The sequence below is a fragment of the Thermodesulfobacteriota bacterium genome, from assembly GCA_036482575.1.
Classification (GTDB): domain Bacteria; phylum Desulfobacterota; class GWC2-55-46; order GWC2-55-46; family JAUVFY01; genus JAZGJJ01.
The window spans coordinates 1-3,943 of record JAZGJJ010000048.1; the positions used below are offsets into that span (position 1 = coordinate 1).

The window sequence follows — 3,943 nt, forward strand, 5'->3', positions numbered from 1 at the left end:
CAGGCCCCGGCGGGCCCCGGCCAGCGCCCCCCCCAACCGGCAAAAAATTATAGAAAAAAGCTCGCTTCTGCGGTATAAATAGGGTAGCCGGTGGCCCCGCGGCAAGTACGGGGCAGGCCCTCTCCCGAGGCTTCCATTGAAGGAACCCCCACAGTCAAGGAGGCTGATATGGTTACCCTGTTTAAGTTCATACATCTCTTATCCATCGTCGTCTGGATCGGCTCGGTCGTCTTCTTCAGCTTCTTCGCCGCGCCGAGTATCTTCAAGGTGCTTCCGCGCGAGACGGCCGGGGACGTGGTGGGCGACATATTCCCGAAGTACTGGATCATAAATTACTTCTGCAGCCTGGTCGCCCTCTTTACGCTCCTCGGCCTCTCCTTAATGGAGGGGGTGTTCCCCTTCCTGCGCGTGGCGGTGCTCGCAGCACTCACGCTCCTTGTCTTCTACTCGGGGATCTTCATCGGCAGCGAGGCGAGGGACGTCAAGGCACGGATGAAGGCCGTGGAGGACAGGGCCGAAAGGGAAAAGATGAGGGAGGAGTTCAAAAGGCTCCACAGGAAGAGTTCCACGATGAACATGGTCGTGCTCACCGTGGGACTTATCTTCATATGGCTTACCGCCGCGGGCATCAGCTTATAGCAGGACAATAAAAAAAAGGAGGGCATTACTATGGGTAAGACCTACAAGAAGATAGAACTCGTCGGGGTATCGCCCAAGAGCTACGAGGAGGCGATCGCGAACGCCGTCGAGAAGGCGTCGCAGTCGCTAAGGGGACTTGCCTGGTTCGAGGTCACCGAGCACCACGGCAAGATCGTGGACGGAAAGGTCGCCGAGTACCAGGCCGTACTGAAGGTCGCCTTCAAGCTCGACTAAATGGGGAAGCAGAGGGAACTCGACTTCCTCTTCAACCCCGGCTCCATCGCCGTGGTGGGCGCTTCGGACACTCCGGGCAAGCTCTCGGCTATCGTAATGGAGAGCCTCGGTGGTTCGGGGTTTACCGGGGGGGTGTACCCGGTAAACCCCAAGTACGAGACCGTAAGGGGGCTTAAGTGCTATCCGTCGATTAAGGATATAGGCGCACCAATAGACCTCGCGGTCGTGGCAGTTCCGGCGGCCGCCGTCTCCGGGGTGTTTAAGGAGGCGGAAGGGAAGCTCAGGGGGGCCGTGGTGGTAAGCGGCGGCTTCGGCGAGACCGACGACAGGGGGAAGGCGCTGGAAGATGAGCTCAGGGATGTAATAAAAAAGACCGGCATACGGGTCGTCGGGCCGAACTGCATGGGCATCTACGACGCGGTCTCCGGGGTGGATACCTTCTTCATACCCGTGGAGAGGATAAAGAGGCCCGGCAGGGGGTCCATAGCCGTGCTATCGCAGAGCGGCTCCTTCGCGCTTACGGCCATGGACGAGTTGGCGGCCGAGGGAGTAGGGGTGTCGAGGGTCTTGAGCTACGGAAACATGGTGGACGTAAGCGAGACCGACTGCCTCGACTTCCTGGCCCGTGACGACGCGACCGAAACGGTGGTGCTATACATAGAGTCCATAAAAGACGGCAGGCGGTTCGTCGAGAGCGCAAAGAACTGCGCCAGGAGGAAGACCGTCATGGCGCTTAAGGTCGGCCGCGGCGAGGTGGGCCGGGCCGCGGCCCGTTCCCACACCGGGGCGATGGCCGGAAGGGACGAGCTCTACAGCGCGGCCTTCAAGAAGGCCGGAGTGGTGGAGCTCTCCGGGTACGAGGAGTTCATGGACGGCTGCAAGGCGGTGGGCATGCAGAGCGCGGCGAAGGGACGGAGGGTCGCGGTGATAACCGACGCCGGAGGCATTGGCGTGAACGTGGCGGACGCCTGCGTCTCGGCCGGGCTTGAGGTGTCCGCCCTGCCCGACGGGAAAAAGGAGAGGCTAAAAGCCGTCCTCCCGTCTTACTTTACGGTCGGTAACCCGCTGGACCTGACCGGCAGCGCCACGGACGAGTGGTTCGCCGAGGCGGTCGGGGTGGCGCTCGACGGTGACGACTACGACCTCGCTATAGTGGCCCCGCTCTGGGGACCGCCCGGCCTTACCGACAGGCTCCCGGAACTTCTGGCCGAGAGGATAGCAATGGCCGGGAAGCCGGCTATTATCTGCTCGCCCGGTGGGAAGTACTCGCAGGAGAGGAAGGGGCTCTTTACCGAAAGGGGGCTGCCCGTATTCGCCAGCCCTGAGAGTGCCGTAAGGGCCGCCGCCATACTTGCGAGAAAGGGACGGGTATAGGATGACCGGGGAAGAGATAGACAGGCTCGTCGACAGGGCGAGGGGCGAGGGGCGAAAGAGTTTAACCGAGCCCGAGGTAAAGGGGATACTCGCCGCCCGCTCCGTCCCCGTGCCGAAGCACCGGCTGGTGACGGGTCCGGTCGAGGCGGCCGAGGCGGCTTCGGAGATGGGTTACCCGCTGGTACTGAAGGTGGTGTCCGGGGACATACTGCACAAGACCGAGTTCGGCGGCGTGATAACGGGCCTTAACACCAAAGAGGAGGTCGAGAGCGCCTTCTCCGAGATAGTCATGAACGTCGGGGACAAGGACCCGTCCGCGGCGGTCGAGGGCTTTTTGCTCGAAGAGATGGTCGGGCGGGGTGTCGAGGTCATAGTGGGCTCTTTGAGGGACGAGCAGTTCGGCCCGGCGGTGATGTTCGGTATAGGGGGGGTGGCCGTGGAGCTTATGAAGGACGTGAGCTTCCGCCTTGCGCCGGTCGAAAAGGAAGAGGCGCTCGAGATGATGCGCGAGGTAAAGGGATACCCGCTCCTTACCGGTTTCAGGGGCAGCGAGCCCGTGGATACGGACGCCGTCGCCGACGTTATAGTAAAGGTGTCGAGGATTATTGACGATACCGAGGGGATTAAAGAGCTGGAGATAAACCCGCTCATGGTGCTCCATAAGGGGGCTGTGGCTCTCGACGCAAGGGCGGTGGTTGAGTAGACGGAGTTTTCGGGGGTACGGCCGCGTATGAAGGAGACCCACGGGGGAGACATCTGGGCCGCCGCGAGGCGGGCCGGAAAGTCCCCGGAAGAAATCATAGACTTTAGCGCGAGCATAAGCCCGCTGGGGCTTTCACCGCGCGCCGCAGGGGCCGTAAGGGAGGCCCTCGCCCTCTCCGGGGCCTACCCGGACCCGGACGTACGTGAACTCAGGCACGCCCTTGCGGACCACCACGGCATCTCGCCGGAGGAACTGCTTCCGGCCAACGGCTCGACCGAGCTGATATATCTCGTCCCCTCCGTCTTCCGTCCGAAGAAGGCGCTTATCGTAGAGCCCGCGTTCAGCGAGTATAGATACGCCCTTGAACTCGGGGGTGTAAGTGTCGACGAGTTCCAGTGCCGCGAGGAGGACTCTTTCCTGCCGGATATCGAAGGTCTCTTCAAGAGGCTGGAAGGGCGCTACGACCTCCTTTATATAGGCAACCCGGCCAACCCTACGGGCGCGCTCATGGAAAAAGAACTCCTTCTTAAGGTGGTGGACGAGTGCGGCAAGCACGGCACCGTCGTTATCGTGGACGAGGCGTTCGCGGACTTTTCCGAAGAGGACTCCGTCAAGGCGTCCGTCGGGGAGTTCGAGAACCTCGTGGTCTTGAGGTCCATGACCAAATTCTTCTCCATGGCGGGGTTGAGGCTCGGCTATCTCGTGGCACCCCCGGCGGTCGTGGAGAGGTTCCGGAGCTTCCTCCCGCCGTGGTCCGTGAACACCCTCGCGCAGGCGGCCGGGGTCGCAACGCTTGGCGACACCGAGCATATGGAAGAGATAAAGAGGTGGTTCGCCTCGGAGAGGGAGTACATGCCGGGACGTCTCGGAAAGTTCGCGGAATTGGAGGTTTTCCCCTCCGCGGCCAATTTTTTTATGATAAAATCATCGTGGGACGGTGTCGCCGGCGGCCACGTCAAGGACGCGCTCGGCGAGAGGGGTATACTTGTAAGG

The 3,943-nt window shown here is 61.7% G+C and carries 5 protein-coding genes; all 5 read left to right on the forward strand.

The annotated features are described in order from the left end of the window. Nucleotides 1-168 precede the first annotated feature (168 nt). A complete protein-coding gene (locus V3W31_02260) occupies nt 169-639 on the forward strand; it encodes a DUF4149 domain-containing protein (protein ID MEE9613760.1) in 471 nt (156 codons plus the stop codon). Between the two features lie 30 nt (nt 640-669). Then, nucleotides 670-873 (forward strand): dodecin, encoded by a 204-nt coding sequence (locus tag V3W31_02265; protein ID MEE9613761.1) that lies wholly within the window; start codon nt 670-672, stop codon nt 871-873. After that, a complete protein-coding gene (locus V3W31_02270) occupies nt 874-2,247 on the forward strand; it encodes a CoA-binding protein (GenBank protein ID MEE9613762.1) in 1,374 nt (457 codons plus the stop codon). It abuts the gene before it with no gap. Between the two features lies 1 nt (nt 2,248). Beyond that, the gene (locus V3W31_02275; protein ID MEE9613763.1) at nt 2,249-2,950 is read left to right on the forward strand and encodes an acetate--CoA ligase family protein; all 702 of its coding nucleotides are present in this window, start codon (nt 2,249-2,251) and stop codon (nt 2,948-2,950) included. 27 nt (nt 2,951-2,977) lie between these two features. After that, the coding region (gene cobD, locus V3W31_02280; GenBank protein ID MEE9613764.1) for a threonine-phosphate decarboxylase CobD at nt 2,978-3,943 on the forward strand (966 nt) is incomplete at its 3' end.

Coding starts and splice junctions, on each gene's coding strand:
- V3W31_02260 (MEE9613760.1), top strand. CDS start 169: ATGGTTACCCTGTTTAAGTTCATACATCTCTTATCCATCGTCGTCTGG.
- V3W31_02265 (MEE9613761.1), top strand. CDS start 670: ATGGGTAAGACCTACAAGAAGATAGAACTCGTCGGGGTATCGCCCAAG.
- V3W31_02270 (MEE9613762.1), top strand. CDS start 874: ATGGGGAAGCAGAGGGAACTCGACTTCCTCTTCAACCCCGGCTCCATC.
- V3W31_02275 (MEE9613763.1), top strand. CDS start 2,249: ATGACCGGGGAAGAGATAGACAGGCTCGTCGACAGGGCGAGGGGCGAG.